This window comes from Vreelandella sp. L-25 (assembly GCF_056857535.1).
The window spans coordinates 52172-69698 of the sequence record NZ_JBSXNH010000048.1 but is presented as its reverse complement, the minus strand read 5'-3'; the positions used below and the strand labels follow the sequence as shown (position 1 = coordinate 69698).

At 55.4% G+C, this 17527-nt stretch carries 16 protein-coding genes, 1 other RNA gene and 1 pseudogene; 12 read left to right on the top strand and 6 right to left on the bottom strand.

What is annotated here, in order from left to right:
• The first annotated feature begins 7 nt into the window (after positions 1-7).
• From AC13CN_RS05210 to AC13CN_RS05190, 5 genes and pseudogenes are all read left to right on the top strand, one after another.
• Positions 8-1930, top strand: coding sequence for an alkaline phosphatase D family protein (locus tag AC13CN_RS05210; protein WP_253556953.1), 1923 nt, complete (start codon positions 8-10; stop codon positions 1928-1930).
• Between the two features lie 119 nt (positions 1931-2049).
• A complete protein-coding gene (locus AC13CN_RS05205; protein WP_253556954.1) occupies positions 2050-3804 on the top strand; it encodes a bifunctional diguanylate cyclase/phosphodiesterase in 1755 nt (584 codons plus the stop codon).
• Positions 3805-3908: 104 nt separating this feature from the next.
• Positions 3909-4067, top strand: a pseudogene (locus AC13CN_RS05200) (histidine phosphatase family protein); the annotation flags it as partial.
• Complete coding sequence (locus AC13CN_RS05195) at positions 4052-5851, top strand: methyl-accepting chemotaxis protein (protein WP_253556955.1); 1800 nt, start codon at positions 4052-4054, stop codon at positions 5849-5851. The pseudogene AC13CN_RS05200 and the gene AC13CN_RS05195, both read left to right, overlap by 16 nt.
• Before the next feature lie 284 nt (positions 5852-6135).
• Complete coding sequence (locus AC13CN_RS05190) at positions 6136-7848, top strand: putative bifunctional diguanylate cyclase/phosphodiesterase (protein WP_244154906.1); 1713 nt, start codon at positions 6136-6138, stop codon at positions 7846-7848.
• 20 nt (positions 7849-7868) lie between these two features.
• Here the strand turns inward: AC13CN_RS05190 and AC13CN_RS05185 are convergent, their stop codons facing one another.
• Entirely contained in the window at positions 7869-8495 is a 627-nt protein-coding gene (locus AC13CN_RS05185) for a putative metalloprotease CJM1_0395 family protein (protein WP_062360516.1), read from the bottom strand.
• Positions 8496-8507: 12 nt separating this feature from the next.
• Between AC13CN_RS05185 and AC13CN_RS05180 the strand changes: the two genes are divergently transcribed.
• From AC13CN_RS05180 to AC13CN_RS05170, 3 genes are all read left to right on the top strand, one after another.
• Entirely contained in the window at positions 8508-8795 is a 288-nt protein-coding gene (locus tag AC13CN_RS05180) for a DUF2835 family protein (protein WP_390623256.1), read from the top strand.
• Positions 8796-8803: 8 nt separating this feature from the next.
• Entirely contained in the window at positions 8804-9187 is a 384-nt protein-coding gene (locus AC13CN_RS05175) for a hypothetical protein (RefSeq protein ID WP_044629454.1), read from the top strand.
• Between the two features lie 116 nt (positions 9188-9303).
• Positions 9304-9882 carry an antibiotic biosynthesis monooxygenase gene (locus tag AC13CN_RS05170; RefSeq protein WP_062360521.1) on the top strand — a complete coding sequence of 193 codons (579 nt, stop codon included), beginning with the start codon at positions 9304-9306 and terminating at the stop codon, positions 9880-9882.
• A 167-nt stretch (positions 9883-10049) separates the two neighbouring features.
• Here the strand turns inward: AC13CN_RS05170 and nhaD are convergent, their stop codons facing one another.
• The 3 genes from nhaD to smpB all read right to left on the bottom strand — a co-directional run bounded on the left by nhaD (position 10050) and on the right by smpB (position 12932).
• On the bottom strand, positions 10050-11528 hold the full coding sequence (gene nhaD, locus AC13CN_RS05165; RefSeq protein WP_062360524.1) for a sodium:proton antiporter NhaD: 1479 nt from the start codon (positions 11526-11528) through the stop codon (positions 10050-10052).
• A gap of 488 nt (positions 11529-12016) precedes the next feature.
• Positions 12017-12396, bottom strand: a transfer-messenger RNA (tmRNA) gene (ssrA, locus tag AC13CN_RS05160).
• 44 nt (positions 12397-12440) lie between these two features.
• Complete coding sequence (gene smpB / locus AC13CN_RS05155) at positions 12441-12932, bottom strand: SsrA-binding protein SmpB (protein WP_062360527.1); 492 nt, start codon at positions 12930-12932, stop codon at positions 12441-12443.
• A gap of 127 nt (positions 12933-13059) precedes the next feature.
• Here smpB and AC13CN_RS05150 point away from each other — a divergent pair, with 127 nt between their 5' ends.
• Both AC13CN_RS05150 and AC13CN_RS05145 read left to right on the top strand, forming a co-directional pair.
• Positions 13060-13494, top strand: a complete 435-nt coding sequence (locus AC13CN_RS05150) for a type II toxin-antitoxin system RatA family toxin (RefSeq protein WP_039181434.1) — start codon at positions 13060-13062, stop codon at positions 13492-13494.
• Positions 13484-13795 carry an RnfH family protein gene (locus tag AC13CN_RS05145; protein ID WP_253556963.1) on the top strand — a complete coding sequence of 104 codons (312 nt, stop codon included), beginning with the start codon at positions 13484-13486 and terminating at the stop codon, positions 13793-13795. The genes AC13CN_RS05150 and AC13CN_RS05145 overlap by 11 nt, the downstream gene beginning before the upstream one ends.
• Before the next feature lie 8 nt (positions 13796-13803).
• Here the strand turns inward: AC13CN_RS05145 and AC13CN_RS05140 are convergent, their stop codons facing one another.
• The gene (locus AC13CN_RS05140; protein WP_062360534.1) at positions 13804-14268 is read right to left on the bottom strand and encodes an outer membrane protein assembly factor BamE; all 465 of its coding nucleotides are present in this window, start codon (positions 14266-14268) and stop codon (positions 13804-13806) included.
• A 72-nt stretch (positions 14269-14340) separates the two neighbouring features.
• Here AC13CN_RS05140 and fur point away from each other — a divergent pair, with 72 nt between their 5' ends.
• A complete protein-coding gene (gene fur / locus AC13CN_RS05135) occupies positions 14341-14793 on the top strand; it encodes a ferric iron uptake transcriptional regulator (protein ID WP_016915905.1) in 453 nt (150 codons plus the stop codon).
• A gap of 150 nt (positions 14794-14943) precedes the next feature.
• On the opposite strand, the gene recN is transcribed toward fur, so the two are convergent.
• Positions 14944-16617: a DNA repair protein RecN gene (gene recN, locus AC13CN_RS05130; RefSeq protein ID WP_062360537.1), complete on the bottom strand. Its 1674-nt coding sequence runs from the start codon at positions 16615-16617 to the stop codon at positions 14944-14946.
• 199 nt (positions 16618-16816) lie between these two features.
• Here recN and grpE point away from each other — a divergent pair, with 199 nt between their 5' ends.
• The gene (gene grpE, locus AC13CN_RS05125; protein WP_062360540.1) at positions 16817-17446 is read left to right on the top strand and encodes a nucleotide exchange factor GrpE; all 630 of its coding nucleotides are present in this window, start codon (positions 16817-16819) and stop codon (positions 17444-17446) included.
• Positions 17447-17527: the final 81 nt, after the last annotated feature.

Genomic DNA, 17527 nt, shown 5'->3' with positions numbered 1-17527 from the left:
GTGTGAAATGACACAAATCGCCACGACGTTACCCGACGTACTGGTTGGACCTTTGCTGCGTCGCCTCTCGCCGTCGCGGCTGATTTTATGGCTGGTAGCGACCCGTCCGCTGACCATGCAGCTCGTGCTGAACCCCGAGCAAGAGGAGCAGCAAACCCACGCGTTAGATAACGCCCACCAGTGCGTGGCGATTGGTCGGCATGCTTATATTCACTGTATCGACCTTTCGCTACCCACCGCGCTGCCCACCGACACCCGCATTGCCTACGACCTGCAGGTACAAAGCACTGACGGCGCGTGGCAGCCCCTGCCGGAGTGGGCGCCGTGGCTATGCCACGATGACTATGACTACCCAGGGTTTGTGTTGGCCTCTCGCCACCACCGTCTGATGCACGGCTCCTGTCGTAAACCCCATCACGATAGCGCCGATGGCTTAGTGCGGGCCGATAACTGGATAGCCGAGCGCCAAGAGTCACCCGCCGAGTGGCCCGCGTGGCTGCTGATGACCGGCGACCAAGTGTACGTGGATGACGTGGCAGGCCCCATGCTGCGGGCGGTTCATGCGCTGATTGCCCGCCTGGGGCTAGTGGATGAACTGCTTGAGGGCGCTACCGTCGATGATAGCCAAGCGCTGTATAACGCCCCGGAAAGCTACTACCACCGGGAAGCGCTGCTGCCGGATGTCACCAGCAACGCGGCGCTGCGTGAGCGCTTTTTTGGTGGCGTAAAAAAGCCGGTATTCACCTCGGCGAACGCCCAGAACCACCTGATGACGCTGGCCGAGATGCTCGCCATGTACTGCCTGGTGTGGTCGCCCGCGCCGTGGCAGGTGATTGCCTATGACGCCCCGGCGTTAGGCGAAAAAGAGGCTGAGGCTTACCGGGAAGAGCAGGCGATCATCGAAGCGTTCGTAGAGGGTCTGCCTCAGTGCGCGCGGCTGATGGCCCACGTGCCCAGCCTGATGATTTTTGATGACCACGACGTGACCGACGACTGGAACTTGACTGCCGACTGGGAGCGCTGTGCCTACGGCCACCCGTTCTCAAAGCGTATTATCGGCAACGCACTGGTGGCGTACCTGCTCTGCCAAGGGTGGGGGAATGCGCCCGATAAACTTAATCCGTTGCTACACCAGGCGATCACCCTGTTCGACGATGTCGGCCCGCTGAAGCCTGACCACCAGGACGCGTTTATCGAGCGGCTGCTGCGCTTTCAGGGCTGGGAGTTTCAGGTGCCGGGCACGCCCGTACTCATCGTGCTGGACACCCGTACGCGCCGCTGGCGCAGCGAGCGCAGCCCCAACCGCCCGTCAGGCTTGATGGATTGGGAGGCGCTGATGGAGATGCAGCAGGCGCTGCTGGGCACTAAAAGCGCGGTGATCGTCTCGCCTGCGCCCATGTTTGGCGTCAAGCTGATCGAAAGTATCCAAAAACTCTTCACCCTGGCGGGCAAACCGCTGGTGGTGGATGCCGAGAACTGGATGGCGCACCGCGGTGCGGCCAACGTGCTGCTGCATATCTGGCGGCACTCCAAAACCCCCGGTAACTACGTGATCCTCTCGGGTGATGTTCACTACTCCTTTGCCTACGATATCGTCGTACGCCGCCAGAAGCGGGCTCCAAAGCTATGGCAAATCACTTCGAGTGGGGTGAAAAATACTTTTCCCAAGCAGTTGCTGAATACCTTCGACCGTTTGAACCGTTGGCTCTACGCGCCGTTATCGCCGCTGAACTGGTTCACCAAGCGGCGCAAGCTTAGCATCTACCCCCGGGACCCAGACCAAGCCAGCGCCGGAGAGCGGCTATGGAACGCCAGCGGCATTGGGCTGGTAAGCCTGGATGAGCAGGGCAACCCGACGGATATTCGCCAGCTCGATGCCAGCGGCGGTGACGTGGTCTTTCCGCCCCCTAAGCTGCCTGTCGACTCGTAGAGAACCGCTGTCTGTCATACAAATGTCATCACAATGACGCACGCTTGCTGCCCTAGAACCTTCCTCATGGAGCGTTACAAATCATAGGGATAGTTTACGTTTGATAGGGCAGCAGGCATATGACCGCACAAGAAGCGCAGTGGCTAAATCAAATTATTGCGGCAGAAGAGCTGCACGTGCTATTCCAACCGATTGTGGACGCCAATCAGCAGGCCATTTATGGCTATGAAGCGCTGATCCGCGGGCCAAAAACGTCCCCGCTTCACTCCCCTCTGCGGCTATTTGATGTGGCGACCCAGGCTGGCCTGCTGGTTGAACTGGACTTGCTGTGTCGGCGGCTCGCCATTCGCCGCTTTGCCGAGCTTGAGCTGCCGGGGTTGTTGTTTCTCAACGTGATGCCGTTAACCATCGTGGAGCGTGACTTTCGCGAGGGGCTGACGCTGAGCTTTATTCAAGAGAGCGGCCTGCCCCCTGAGCGCGTGGTCATTGAGTTGACCGAGCACGTGCCGATTCACGACTACGAACTGATGCGTCAAGCGGTGGACCACTACCGCGATATGGGCTTTCAGGTGGCGCTGGATGATTTAGGAGCCGGGCACTCCAGCCTGCGCCACTGGTCAGAGCTGCGGCCCGACTTCGTCAAGTTAGATCGCCACTTTATCTCTGGTATTGATCAAGAGCCTGCCAAGCGCGAGTTTCTGCGCTCCATTTTGGATGTGGCGCGTAGTCTGGATTGCCAGCTCATTGCGGAAGGGGTCGAGACGGCTGCCGAGCATCTCTGCCTATGGGAGCTAGACCGCGGGTTGGCACTGCTGCAGGGGTTTTACTTTGCCCGGCCAAGCCTTCAGCCGCCCATGCAGCTCAATACGCTCCTGCCTGCCACGACCCAGCTTAAAAGTCCGGCGGGTCGCACCGCGCACTCCATTTTACGCCCCATTGAGAGCGTCTCGGCGAGCTGTTTGGTGCCAGCACTGGCCGAGCGCTTTCGCGGGGACCCGCGCTTGCGCTGCGTGGCGGTGATCGAAGAGGGCGTTCCCGTGGCGGTGGTGCGCCGCAATGCCTTCCTCACGCTGTTCACCAATCAGTACAGTCACGCGCTGTACGCCAAGCGCTGCGTGCTGGAGATTGCTGACCCTAAAATGATCGTCGCGGATGCGGATCTCTCCCTGGAGGCGCTGAGTCAGCAGCTCACCGACAGCCGCGATATCGAGCAGGAAGATTTCGTGATCGTCGATAGCGACGGTCATTACCTCGGCATGGGCAATATCGTCGACCTGCTGCGGGAAATTACCGCGATTCAAGTGCGCCAAGCGCGCCACGCGAACCCGCTCACTGGGCTGCCCGGTAATATTCTGATTAACGAAACCCTAGCCTCCTATTTAGCCCAAGGCAGCGGATTTGCGGCTGGCTATGTGGATTTAGATAACTTCAAAGCGTTTAACGATGCCTACGGCTACGCCCGCGGCGACCACGTGATTATTTCGCTCTCAAGGCTGCTACAGGCCCAGGTAGAGAGTGCGGGTGGCTTTATCGGTCATATCGGCGGCGATGACTTTATGATGCTGCTACCGCTGGGCCATTGGAAAAACGTTTGCCAGCAAATCCTTCACTCTTTTGAAGTGATGGCGCCTGGATTTTACGAAGAAAAAGACCGCCAGCAAGGGGGTATTTCGATAGAGAGCCGTCAGGGAGGCGTGACGTTCTTCCCCTTTGTCAGTGTCTCCATTGCGGTTAAACCGATTACCGACCCCGCCCCTTGCAAGGCGCTGGAGATCGCCGCGCAGCTCTCGGAACTCAAGCACCAGGCCAAGAAAACCGCGGGTAACAGCCTGTTTGTGGAGCGGCGCGGCTGCTGTGTAGGTGGCTGTCGCTAGGTTGTCACGCAGCCGTAATCAAGGCGTCACGAGAGTGTCCTGCCGCTGTCATATCAAAACATCACTATGGCGTTAACACTTCATAACTCGCTTAGGTGATGCATGCATACTTGTTCGTATGCAACGCGCTGCTGCGCCAAGTGCTGGAGCAGCCGCTTAGCAATGGCTTAGTGATGGATTTGCCCTATGCGGCGATGAGCCGCCTGCGCCACGAGCGCCATGCACTAGGCGAAAGCACGTTTATCGAGTGGATAGGCCGTTAACGGCGAGTGATGCAGTAGCGGGTCAACGGCGCTTAGGCCATGATAAGAGCAACACGTTTTTAGGTAGCCAAGGGGAAGCATTTGGTGATCGTTTGAGCCAGCAGCGTCCTAACATGGATGCTGCGGTGGAAGCTTTTTTCCAACAGCGTGATCAACTTGATGCAACGCTGCTGACCTCCACGATCAGCTCGCAGTTGGCTGCGGTTGAGCAACAATGGCAGCAAAACCAGTCGCTGCGTGACCAGGTAGACCTGCTTAGTGTGGCAACACCGGAAGCGCTAGGCCACTATACAGGGCTTAATAGCTTGCTGATGGTACTCGTTGGCGAGCTTGCCCACCTAACGGGAGAGGGCGCGATTACCCGTCAACTGGCAGCCTATTATAATTTGTTAGAGGCAAAAAATTTGGCAGGTATTGAGCGTGCGCTTCTTTCAAATGTATTTGCTGCCGATGCGATGCCTGAAGCGACCCTGCAGCGTCTCTTGTCATTAATAGGTGAGGAACGTGCATTTCTAGAAACTTTTCGTGTCTTATCTGGTGCTGCTAACCGTGAGGCACTGGAGACAGCTTTGAGTGGCCCGGAGGTTGAGCGCGTGCTGGAGCGGCGCGCACTAGCGATTCAGCAAACGGCAGGCTTCGGGGTAAACCCAGAAGAGTGGTTCGATTGGCAAACAGTAAAAATTGGCCGCTTAAAGGCGCTTGAAGATAGCGTGTCTGCATCTATCGTGAGCACCGCTGATGAGCTTAAGCGCCAAGCACAGCGAGATCTATGGTGGTACTTAGCGATTGCTGTAGTGGCTGCTGTAATTGCCATTGGCATGGCAATACTCATTGTTCGCACCATGACGAGACCGCTTCAGCGAGCGTTGGTAAGCATTGCCGAGCGCGGCGATGACTTGACGCAGCGCCTGCCGGTGCCCGGTAGTGATGAGCTTTCTAGGCTTTATCAAGCGGTAAACGATGCGTCAGCGCAAACAGAACAGTTGATTGCTGAAATGAAGCGCAATGCACAGTCGGTAGCGCTTGCCAGCAATGAAATTGCTCAGGGTAACCAAGATCTTGCTCAGCGCACTGAGGAGCAGTCAGCGTCACTCGTGCAGACAGCTTCCAGTATGGAGCAGATGACCGCCACCGTGCGTCAGAATGCAGATAATGCGCATCAGGCGCAGCGCATGACCGGTGATGTTGCTAACCAGGCACAAGAAGCTACTGAGGTGGCAATGCAGGCCCGGCAGGCAATGCAGCACATTCATCAGGCGAATGAGCAAGTGACAACCATCGTAACGGCCATCGATAATATTGCCTTTCAAACTAACCTATTGGCACTGAACGCATCGGTAGAGGCGGCGCGTGCGGGCGAGCATGGGCGAGGGTTTGCAGTAGTCGCTGATGAGGTACGCAAGTTGGCAAGCCGCAGTGCCGAAGAGGCTAGCCAGATCCGCCACTTGGTCAACAATAACGTAGCGCGTATTAACGAAGGTGAAGCGTTAGTTGCCACGACAAGTGACACACTGGAAAAAATTGCTGCGCGTGTGCAGCAGGTGGCGACACTGGTAGATGAGATTGCGACAGCTAGCCATGAACAGTCAGCGGGAGTTGAGCAGATTAGCCATGCGATGGCACAGCTTGAAGATGTTACCCAGCAGAATGCTTCTTTGGTTGAGCAAGTCGCCACGGCAAGCCGCTCGCTAGATGACCAGGCTGAAGAAATGACCACGCTGGTTAGCCGTTTCCGCGTTGCAGAAATATCGCCACGCCATAGTCAGCAGCTTGCCTACAGTTAATGGCGCTAAGTAAAACGCGAAAAAGGGAACCCGGTGTTCCCTTTTTGTGAGAGAGAGGGGCGTTGGCTTATGTCTGCTGAGGCTAAAGTAGCACGTTGATTTAACGCTATTTAATCTAAAACATCTGTAGCAAGACGGTGTTAATATAACCGAAAGTCATTAAATTTAACCAGCTTATACGAGGAGAGCAGAGACGTATGCGCCCGCCCTTGAACGACTCGAAGGAGCAGTCTTTGCCTCACCCCGCTGCCCAAGCAGTATCTTGGCCGTTTAGCGCCGCCACAATGTCAGTGACCGATTCTAGTACGCTTTTAGCGCCTGCTGAATCGGCATTTCGTTACGCTAATGAGGCCATCATCATTACCGATGCTGATAATCTTGTGGTGGATGCTAATCCAGCCTTCTGCGAATTAACGGGGTTGTCGCTAAGTGAAGTTCGAGGCCGGTCGCCGGAAGCGTTTAGCATTTTGCCACTTGATGATAGTCGCACCACGCGTCTGTTACGCGAGGAGCTTCAACTGCGTGACCGCAGTAAAAGTCAGATTAGTTATCGTAGCCACGACGGGCAGTTTTACCCCGGTATGATGTCAATTAACCGGGTACGGGATGAGCAGGGTCGAATTGATCATCATGTGATTGTGCTGGCAGATCTTTCTGCCATTCCTTCCCACGCCCGTCACTTGAACCGTGAAGTCTATTTTGATGCGTTAACAGGGCTGCCAAACCTGCAGCTGCTGACCCAGCTCATTCAAGAGTCCATCCAGCACGCAGAAAGTCGACAACTGCCGCTGGCGATTTGTTCTCTGGATATTGATCACTTTCACGCCATTAATGCCCGTCTTGGCCCTCCGGTAGGTGATGCTTTGTTATCGGCATTTGCACAACGCATCAGCCATCTACTGTTTGGTGATGATGTACTTGCTCGTATCGGCGGTGATGAGTTTGTACTGCTGCTTCACCATGGTGTCGAGGACTCGTTTTTTGAAAAGCTGTTGGCCTCCATTCGCCAACCGCTAATCGTTGAAGGCCAAGCAATTTACCTGACTGCCAGTTTAGGCGTTACTTCTTACCCAAGCGATCATGCTCAAGGCGATGTGCTTTTGCGCCATGCCAACCAAGCTATGTATCGCGCCAAGCAGCGCGGCCGGGATACCTACCACCTTTTTGATCCTACCCATGACCTTCTGCTTCAGGTACGCCATGAGCAGCGTCAGCGCTTTATGGATGCACTAAAGCATGGCGAACTACGACTTTTCTATCAGCCGCAGGTAGATATGCGCAGCGGCCAGGTTGTGGGTGTTGAGGCATTAATTCGCTGGCAACATCCCGAACGTGGGCTGTTATCTCCTGGGCAGTTTTTGTCAACTATAGATGCCACCCCGCTGGAAGTGGATCTAGGCGAGTGGGTGTTAGAGCATGCGCTACAACAGCTGACTCAGTGGCAAAATGACGGTATTGAAATGCCGATTAACGTCAATATCAGCCCTACGCACCTTTTGGCGAGCAACTTTAGCCAACGCTTAGCAGAGCTGCTTGCCCGCTACCCCACGGTGTCGCCTTCACTGTTAAAGCTGGAAGTATTGGAAAGTGCGGCAATGCATGATGTGAAAGCTGCGCTAAAAAATATGGCTAGTTGCCAAGCGCTAGGAGTCAGTTTTGCCATTGATGATTTTGGTACTGGGTTTTCGTCGTTAACTCATTTACGCCAACTGCCTGTCAATCTAATTAAAATTGATCAAAGCTTTGTGCGCGATATGCTGAGCGACCAGGATGATATGGCCATTGTCGAAAGCGTTATTTATATGGCGAATCGATTTAAACGCCCAATGCTGGCCGAAGGCGTAGAGACGCTTGAGCATGCCAAGGCGCTAATGGCGCTGGGATGTGAGTTAGCCCAAGGGTATGGTATTGCTCGGCCAATGCCACCAGAAGCCGTATCAGAGTGGCTAACACATTGGACCCAGCGTCATGAGTGGCGAGCGTTAGCCACGCTATAGTTGCTCAAATGATTTAGCGTTTAAGCCGCCTGCTCGGGCGGCTCGTCATTGGCAGGCTCACTATCATGCTCGCCACGCGCTTGGTTCATCTCGCTCTGTTTTTGTGCGGCCTCTAGCTTTGCTTCGAGTAAGTACTGCCGTGCTTGAGCGGCAACTTGCAGATCCTTTGGCGATGGATCAGCTGGTGCCATGGCGGCTGCAATCACTGTCTGCATCTTTTCGACTGTAGCTTGTGGATCGCCAGGAACCGGACCGTAATCAATCGGCACCTCACCGGCTACTGCATAGCGTTTGCCGTCTGGGCCGACCTCATAATCGTAAGAGGCACCGCCTGTGTAGGGCCCGCCTGCTGTTTGATGAGCCATTTCATGCTGGCGCACTTCTCGATCTGTCTGCTTTAACTGCTCAAGTTGCTGAATCTCTTCCGGGGCTAACGGAGTGCCATCAGGGCGAGTAGGGCCCGCCGTCTTTTCGCTACTCTCTGTACGCTCGTCTGTCTCTTTGCTTGGCTCAGCGTTGGAAAGCGGGCCGTCGGCCTTAGAGCGTTGACTGCCAGTCTCGTTCCGCTCTACCCGCGGAGTAGGCAGGTTGGAAGCCGACCAAGTCGCAGTGGAGCCGGAAAACGCATTTAAAGCAGAAATATCCATAAGCGATTACCGATGTTTAGGCCATTTCAGTTAGTATGGAGTATCTGCGAGCCAGCCGAATTGCGCAACGTTATGCTCTCAATAGACGTCATTATTCATCTAAGTGTCAACGAATGCCTTGCCCACTATGAAGGGCAGTACGACAATGTGCGTACACGAAGTGTAGATGGTCGCTGGGTTGTTTTCCCTGCTCAAGCGCTTAGACGCGTGGTGGGGGAGGAGGGGGTTCATGGTGTTTTTCGGTTAACGTTTACCGAGCAAGGTCGTTTTCACGATATTGTTCCACTTAATCGCCGCTGAGCCTGCTTATGCCCCAATATAATGCAAAAATGACGCTGAATGAGCTTGTTTACTCCGTCATACCTAATTTAAACACCGCCGAGCGTTTAGTGTGCAACACCTTAGATAGCTTGATTGAGTCTGCAGAAAACCCTCTTGATGTCTTTAAGCGCACCGAACAGCGCCAAGCATTTAATTTAGAGCTACACCGAATCCGCATGAATATTAAGCATTTGCTGGATCGCTATCGCGCCGATGTTGATGAAATAATGCGAAAAAATGGCGGTGTGGATGGCCCGGTGATTGAGCCAGATGCGTTAGAGGCCGATGCCATTCAAAGTGCCATTGATATTTATCAGCATGTTCGAGCGTTTCAGCGTGGCGAGCAGCGTCATCCAATCCCGCGCCGGTGATACATACATGGCATTAATATTGCCTGTATAATGTGGCACATGCTTCAGGACTACCCGCCTGAATGCTTGCAGCTCGCCTACCCGGCAGCAGCTGCTTACACATTAGGAGATTACCCATGTCTGCCTCACCTGTCACATTGATGGTGGCTCGTCGCGTCGCGAATAGTCGCTACCAAGACTTTAACCGTTGGCTAAATGAAGGTCGTGAACTCGCTGCTGACTTTCCTGGCTACTTGGGGTCCGGTGTATTGGCGCCCCCTAAAGAAGATGATGAGTATCAGATCATTTTTCGCTTTGACAGCCAGGAAACCCTTTCTGCTTGGGAGCATTCGGCCTCTCGCCATGCTTGGCTTGAGCGGGGTAAAGGCCTTTACGATGCGCCCCATGAGCACCGGGCAACAGGCTTGGATGCGTGGTTTAAGGTAAGCCCTGGAGCTACCCCACCGCGCTGGAAGCAAGCCGTAGCCGTCTGGCTGGCGTTTTTTCCCATTTCACTACTGTTTCAGTGGGCGTTTGGCAGTGTGTTAGCCGAGTGGCCGCTCATTCCGCGGGTGCTGATGAGTACCATGATGCTGACTCCCGTTATGGTGTTTGTGTTTATCCCGCTTTCAACACGTTTACTAGCGCCGTGGTTACAAGGAAAGTGGTCGCCCATGGATCTTTTTGCCCGCTTTCGACAGCAGCATAGAACGTGAGTGTTTATCAATTAACGCAGCTCGACTGGTTGAAAGGCCACGGTTGCTACCGCTATCAGGGCTATCTATTTGGGCGACCCACGCCCATTGAATATCTTTTCGAAGCGTATTAAAAAGCCCGCCCAGTGCACGAGCGCTGGGCGGGCTAGCGTGTTTACCTACTAAGGCTAGCCAAACAGCGCGAAGCTTTCGGCATTGAGCCACATATGAACCAGGATACTGGCGATATACCCCAGCAAAATCACGGGCGACCAGCGCAAGTGCCCCATAAAGGTATAAGAACCGCGCGCTTGACCCATCACGGCCACGCCAGCGGCTGAGCCAATCGATAGCAGGCTACCACCTACGCCCGCCGTCAACGTGATTAGCAGCCAGTGCCCATGAGACATTTCAGGTTCCATGGTAAGTACGGCGAACATGACCGGGATGTTATCAACCACTGCAGACACTACCCCTAGCGCAATATTCGCCCACGTAGCGTTCCAGCCGGTGTAGAGTGCTTCTGAAAGCAGCCCCAGGTAACCCATAAAGCCAAGGCCACCGACGCACATCACTACCCCGTAGAAAAACAGCAGTGTGTCCCACTCTGCCCGAGCAACGCGGTTGAAGACATCAAACGGCACGACGCCCCCTAGCTGTTCCAGCTTTTTGTTGTCACCCAGGCGGCTATAGCGTTCCCGCTTGCGTTCCAGTGAACGGGGTAGGCTCTGGCGTAGGTAGTAACCAAAAAACTGTAAGTAGCCTAGGCCGGTCATCATGCCCAGCACGGGCGGAAGGTTAAGCAGTGTATGACACAGCACCGCTGTGCCAATGGTCAGCAAGAAGAGCGCAATAATGCGTCGCGCTCCGCGCTTGAGCTGTACATCCTCATATACGCTGCTGGGCTTTTGATCTTTAATAAACAGGCTCATTACCATCGCTGGGATCAGAAAGTTAACCAGCGACGGAATAAACAGGATAAAGAACTCCTGGAATTCAATCAGACCGGCCTGCCATACCATCAGCGTTGTAATATCGCCAAACGGACTAAAAGCACCGCCTGCGTTTGCTGCGACCACAATATTGATACAAGCAAGGTTAATAAAGCGTTTGTCGCCTTCGGCTACTTTAGTGATGACGGCACACATTAGCAGCGCAGTGGTTAAGTTGTCGGCAATCGGAGAAAGAATAAAGGCAAGGCCGCCCGTTAGCCAAAAAAGCGTACGATAGTTAAAGCCTTTGCGCAGCATCCAAGAGCGCAGCGCATCAAATACTCGGCGCTCCTCCATGGCGTTGATATACGTCATGGCGACCAGCAGGAACAACATTAGCTCGGTAAACTCCAGAAGCGTCACGCGAAACGCGTACTCGGACGTATCCGACATGCCGTTCTGGACATATACCCAGCCAATGAGTCCCCAAATAATACCGGCGGCCACCAACACAGGCTTGGATTTGCGCATGTGGATTTTCTCTTCGGCCATGACCAAGGAATAGGCCAGGACAAAGATTGCCACCGCGAAGAACCCTACCGCAGAGGTGGTTAAATCAATCTCACCTGTGACCGCGAAAGCGGCTGGGCTAATAAAAAATAATAAGGCCGCTAACAAAAAAGGCCAGCAACGAGTCACTCGAAGCTGGCCTGGGTCATGATGTAACGTCATCATAGTGTGTTTATCCTTATAATGGTTAAAAGAAGGGGGAATAAGCGACGCTAGTTTAGCAAGCGATATTGCGCTGCAATACGGAATAAAACCGAATGAAAGCCTGTGATAAATAAGTTATTGCGTCTTTTTTTTGGAAATTATCCGTTTCGCTAATAGTAAATTTCGCCAGATAATGTAATGAATTTAGGCTGAATTAGTTAGACGATAGTCGGCTATAAGTAACCCTACCATTACCAGTCAATGTGCTAGACACGGCTTATCGGCACAATGAAAGCCACTTCCAGCCGTCTCAGCACTCGTGAGAAATCAAGACGAAGGCCGGTAGGGGGGATCAACACACAGGAGGGGGGGGCGGCATGCACACAGGCATACACGGTGCGCAATGCTGTATAGAGTGATGCGAAAGCATACAGGCACAAAAAAACCCGCACGGGGCGGGCTTTTCAGCGTCATTCAGACCTATATGGGAGCATCTGAATTTAGGTGGGTGGTGGAGGCGGCGGGAATTGAACCCGCGTCCGCCAGCACGCGCCCATTGGCTCTACATGCTTAGATTCCGTCATTTGCTTTAGCGCGACTGACTCCGACGGTCAGGATTCAGCCACGCGAGCCTTCTAAAGTTTAACGGTTGACGAGAAGACACCGCCAACCGCGGTCCTATCAGCTTTAGCTCATATCCCCGCAGTGATGAATAGGCACATCACCTTGGGGCCAGACAAGAAGCTAGCAGGGTTTAAGCTGCCAGCGCGCCTTGAGCGTAGTTTTCGTCGTTTGCGACTATTTTTCGTGATGTGGTATTTACGAGATACATCACGCTCTCGGCATGCACCGCAGGGTTTGTCACCGGCGTCGAAACCATGTCGCCCCCTTAGTCAGAGCCGCATTCTAACGTGCTCATCGCTAATTGACCAGTTATGCCTTGTTATGTTCCCGCATAATTCGACCTTTTTGGCGATTCCAGTCGCGGTCCTTCTCAGTGGCCCGCTTATCATGGATTTTCTTACCGGTCACCAGCGCCAGCTCGCACTTCACCTTGTTGCGCTTCCAGTAGAGCTTGAGCGGTACACAAGTGTGGCCCTTGTCCTGGGTGACCGAAAAGATTTTGGCGATCTCTTTACGGTGAAGCAGCAGCTTACGAGTTCGCGTGGGGTCAGCAATTTCATGGGTGCTGGCCGTGTTCAGCGGCATAATATGGCTGCCCAGCAGGAACGCTTCGCCGTTGCGAATTAAAATGTAGGTGTCGGTGAGCTGCGCTTTACCAGCACGAAGGCTTTTCACTTCCCAGCCAGCCAGCGCTAAACCCGCTTCGAAGGTTTCGTCGATATGGTACTCAAACCGTGCCTTCTTGTTCTGGGCAATGACACTGCTGCCGGGGCCCTTACTGTTACCTTTCTTAGTGGCCATGGAACCTCATCGTTGATCTGTCAGTAGCATCCCCCTTCGTTATGTGGGGAGGCGTGATACCATTCAAGGTCTGAAAAAATGTTTCCCATGATACGCTTTGGGCACTGTGAAGTCAGCGGAGAGGTCAATGCCAACCGTTAATCGTACCGCCTTGGTGCGGCACACCCCCCAACAAATGTTCGATTTGGTCAATGACTTCGAACGTTACCCCGAGTTCCTGCCGGGATGCCGCCGCGCGCGTCTGCTGGAAAAGGACGACCAGCACCTGGTCGGAGAAATGACTCTGGGTCGTGCGGGGGTCGAGCAAACCATCACTACGCGCAACGACCTGCACGCACCAGAGCGGATCGAGCTTTCGCTGGTCAAAGGGCCCTTCAAGCAGCTCAAAGGCCGCTGGCTGTTCATCCCCATGGGGGATGATGCTTGCAAGGTCAGCCTGGAAATGGAGTTCGTATTCGCCAATCGGTTGCTGAGCATGGCGTTTGGCAAACTGTTCCAGCAGATTGCCGGGCAATTGGTCGATGCCTTCACCAAGCGCGCCAACGAACTGTATGGCCGTTGATGACATTGCCGTCGAGGTGGCCTTCGCGCTGCCTCACAAGCAGCGAATCGTCGCGCTGAAGGTACCCCGCGGCACCACTGCCAGAGCAGCCGTTGCCATGGCCGACCTGCCCAGCCTGTTTCAGGAGCTGCCCGCCAAGACCTTCGAGCAGGCGCCGCTGGGCATCTTCGGCAAGGCGTTGCGCCACCCCGATAAGGAGCCGCTGCGCGAGGGCGATCGTGTGGAGGTGTATCGCCCGCTGCAGATCGACCCGAAGGCGGCCCGCCTAGAGCGGGCCAAGCGTCAGGCCAAAGAGCAGTAGCCTAGCGCTTACTCGCCAGTGATGATCGGCTGCGGCTCGGGGGTGGTTTCCGGCGTGGGCGTTCGCTGGCTGGGCAGTGCATCTAGCGGGTCGGCACCTTCAACGGCTGGCCCCATACCGCGGTCTGTGCTCACCGGCAGGTCGCGGGATAGGTCTCCCTCCTGCTCAATGTTGACCAGTCGGCTCGCATCATCAAACGTGAGCGTGACGCGGCGCTGCTCAACACCTTCATAGGCTTTATCGATGCGGTAAACGTAGTCCCATTCGCGGGCGTCGAAGGGCGCTTCCAGCAGTGGGCGGCCCATTACGTAGGCTACCTGCTCTTGAGTCATGCCCGGCTGGAGCTGGCTGACCATCTCCTGGGTGATCAGGTTGCCCTGGGGGATGTCACGCTTATAAACGCCGACATAGCTACAGCCACTGACAACGGTCAGGGCGACGGAAAGGGTAATGATACGAGTCAATTTTTGCATTTGAGCCTGTTCTTCACTATCGTGGTTTCGGTCGATGATACCCGACCTAACCTGTTACTGCGAAGAGCAACCATGGCCGATCAGAACCATGAACTACGCAAAGCCGGGCTGAAAGTGACCCTGCCGCGCGTCAAGATCCTGCAGATTCTCGAAAATGCTTCGGGCCAACACCACCTTAGCGCAGAAGAAGTGTATAAAACACTGATTGATGCGGGCGAGGATGTTGGCTTGGCAACCGTCTACCGCGTATTGACTCAATTCGAGTCTGCGGGCCTTGTGATTCGTCACAATTTTGACGGTGGCCATGCAGTATTCGAGATGACCCAAGAAGACCACCACGACCATATGGTGTGTCTGGAAAGCGGTGAGATCATCGAATTTGTCGATGACATCATCGAGCGTCGCCAGCAAGAGATCGCCGAAGAGCACGGCTACGAGCTAGTGGACCATGCTCTGGTGCTGTACGTACGCCCCCGTGGGTCGGACGTTACGCGCCAGGACAGTGGCCCCACGAACCGCAAGTAGTCCGCTGCCACATGAAAACGCCCTTGGGGTGCCAGAGTAGTTCATCTGGCGCCTCAGGGGCGTTTTTGTAGGTCGCGTGATGGCCGAAGCGCTGCCTTCGCCCGGCGAAGGGCAAAGGCTTGGCGTGGGCTTGGTTGAGTTTGGTTGAACTTAGTGAGGAGGGCGCTGGCTGGCGTGAAGCATCTCACGTGCATGGGCCAGGGTCTGGTCGGAAAGTGTCACGCCGCCCAGCATCCTCGCCAGCTCGCTAATCCGGCCGCGTTCGTCCAGCAGCGCCATGTGGGTGAGCGTGGTGTCTCGCTTGGCGCGCTTTTCGATGTGCAGATGCTGGTGCGCCTGGGCAGCCACTTGAGGCAGGTGGGTTACGGTCATTACCTGGCCGTTTTCGCCTAGTTTACGTAGCAGTTGGCCGACGATTTCCGCCGTTGCCCCTGAGATACCCACGTCGACCTCATCAAACACTAGGCTTGGAATCGTCGAATGCGAAGCTGCCACTACTTGAATGGCCAAGCTAATGCGCGACAGCTCGCCACCGGAAGCGACTTTGGTGAGCGGCCGGGCGGGTTGGCCCGGGTTGGCGCTGATCAGGAATTGCACATGGTCCAAGCCCTCGGGGGAAGGCGTTTCGCGTGGGGTGACGTCCACGTCGAAACGTGCTTTGCCCATGGCCAGGAAGGCCAACTGCTGCTGCACCTCTTTGCCCAAGCGAACAGCAGCCTTTTGGCGTGCTTCGGTGAGCTGTTTGGCTTCGCTGCGGTAACGCTCGCGGTACTCGGCCACTTGACTGCTGAGAGCTTCTAAATCATCGTCGCTGGCTTCCAACTGTGCCACTTCCTGTTTGAGCTGGGCGTGCAGCGCGCAAATCTCCTCTGGGGCGACGTGGTGCTTGCGGGCAATGCGGTGTACATCGCCCATGCGCTCTTCCACCCATGCCAAGCGCTCAGGATCTAATTCAGTGGTGCTGGCTAAGCGGTGCAGCTCGCTGGCGGCCTCTTCTACCTGAATGCGGGCGTCGCTGAGCATGGTGAGCGTATTGGCAAGCGTGCCTTTATCGCTGCCGGGTAGGGCGCTGAGGTGGGAGTAGGCCTGGTTGAGTAGCGACAGCGCACCGCCTTCATCGCTTTCACAGCAGTCGGCGGCAAACTGGGTTTCGCGCAGTGTTTCTTCGGCGTGGGCCAGCGTGTGCTGCTCCTCTTCGAGGGTTTGCAGCTCTCCTTCTGCCAAGCCTAGCTGATCGAGTTCTTCAACCTGATAGCGCAGCAGCTGGCGTTTGGCTTCTACTTCGCTGCCCTCTTCGCTGAGCTTTTTCAGCCGACGGCGAACGTTGCGCCACTCACGGAATGTTTCAGCAAGCTGGTGGCTGCGTTCGCGTAAACCGGCGTAGTCATCCAGTAGCGCCAAATGCGTTTCTTCGCGCATTAAGGCTTGGTGGGCATGCTGGCCATGAATTTGAATCAGCTGCTCACCCAGGGATTTTAAATCCGCGATAGTCACTGGATGGCCGTTAATCCATGCTTTGGAGCGCCCGTTGGCGGTCACCACTCGGCGCAGCAGGCACTCGTCGGCGGGCAGTTCGCGGGCCACCAGCCATTCGGTAGCGGCGGGCAGGTGCTGGATATCGAAACGGGCGGAGAGGTCGGTTCGCTCGCAGCCGTGGCGCACGCTACCCGCATCGGCGCGCTCGCCCAGGCAGAGCCCCAGAGCACCCAGCAGAATGGATTTACCCGCCCCGGTTTCCCCCGTAATGGCGGTCATGCCACGGGTGAGGTCGAGTTCGAGACGATCAACGATCGCATAGTCTTGGATCGCTAGCTGCGTAAGCATAAGGCCTCCTGAGGCGGTGCGGCACAGAAGCTGGATACTTATCCAATAATTGTTGTTTTATACAGTAGTCGATAACTCACTTCAATGCCCCTCTTGAGATGGCTTTGATGGCCCCCATATAGGCTGCATACGTGGTTAACACCCGCTACTTACCTCAGGTGGCCGCCACCGGCACCGTTACTTATTTCAGGAGCAAGGCATGGCAAAAGAACCGCAAACCCCGTTGGAAGATGAGCTGGCACGCCAAGAGCAGGAAGCAGAGGTCACCGACCAGTCTGCCGAAGAGCGGTTGGTGGAAGGCGAACTGGAAGGGCTGATCGATGACGATGCACCGCTGAAAGATAGCGCTGGTAGCCCCGAAGCCGACGTGCTGGCCGCTCAGGTAGAAGAACTCGAGCAGAGCCTGGCGGAAGCCAAAGACCAAGCGCTGCGGGCTGCTGCCGAAGCTCAGAATGTTCGCCGCCGGGCGGAGCAAGAAGCCGAAAAGGCGCGCAAGTTTGCCCTAGAGAAGTTTGTCAAAGAGCTGCTGCCCGTGGTGGATAGCTTGGAGAAAGCGCTGGAAAGCATGCAGGACGATGCGTCCGAGGCGCATCGCGAAGGTGTCTCCATGACCCTCAAGATGCAGCTCGACGTGCTGAGTAAGTTTGGCGTCGAAAGCATCGAGCCTCAGGGCGAGCCCTTCGATCCACAGGTGCATGAAGCCATGGCGATGGTGCCGAACCCAGAGCTCGACCCCAACACCGTGATGGAGGTGATGCAGAAAGGCTATCTGTTGAACGGCCGCCTCGTGCGTCCTGCCATGGTCGTGGTCAGCCAAAAAGCGAATTAAGCCGCGTTGACGCATTGCCGCAAAAAAAGCCCTTGAAATGCGGCAAGCGGCCCCCAAATAAAGGTCAACCCCGCGGGATAA